This window comes from Streptomyces sp. UNOC14_S4, from assembly GCF_020740835.1.
In the GTDB taxonomy this organism is placed as follows: Bacteria; Actinomycetota; Actinomycetes; order Streptomycetales; family Streptomycetaceae; genus Streptomyces.
In genome coordinates this window covers 1-646 of the sequence record NZ_JAINFC010001042.1, presented here as the reverse complement: position 1 = coordinate 646, position 646 = coordinate 1, and the positions used below count along the sequence as shown (strand labels likewise).

At 62.5% G+C, this 646-nt stretch carries 1 protein-coding gene; it reads right to left on the bottom strand.

What is annotated here, in order from left to right; all coding sequences use genetic code 11:
- Positions 1-121 precede the first annotated feature (121 nt).
- Complete coding sequence (locus tag K6I34_RS38140; RefSeq protein ID WP_238490378.1) at positions 122-337, bottom strand: transposase; 216 nt, start codon at positions 335-337, stop codon at positions 122-124.
- Positions 338-646 lie beyond the last annotated feature (309 nt).

Sequence of the window (646 nt, the reverse complement as noted above, 5' to 3'; positions counted from 1 at the left end):
CACCCGTTCCCGGGCCTGTTGCCCCTTCGGCGTCAGCCCGCCTCCCTGCGCGTACCTCATGAACACGGCATACCGCAGGGATCACGAGCCGTCACGACCAGCCGCTATCGCGAGTTCAACCTCAGTAGTGGTAGACGGTCTGGTACGGCGGGAAGTCGTGCGGGAGTAACCGCCAGGCACAGCCAGCCCGCACCCAGTACGCGAGCGCGTCGATGATCTCCCGGCGTGAGTGCTTCGGCGGCCTCACACCCGGTTTCGGTGGCGGCACCAGTGGTGCCAGCACCGCCCATTCCACATCGGACAGATCCGTCGAATACGCACGCCGCACCCCGGACATCCCGCCCCCCCTTCAGCGCAGGGACTACCAACTCGCCTGCCCTGAAGGGGGCTTCTCAGACATCCACTAGCCACAACGAAAAGGTATAAGAAATGAATGCACCGCACCGTTATGCGCCGTTGCTCGCCGTCTTGGCCGCATCATGCGCCCTAATCCTCCCGGCCACCCCTCAATCTGCTTCGGCCATCTCAGGTGGGCTGGGGCCTTCCCAGAGGCTTGCGGATAAACTTCCGTATGTTATCTCCATGGGTGATTCTTATATTTCTGGAGAGGCTGGTAGATGGATGGGGAACGGGCAGGGGGTGGGAA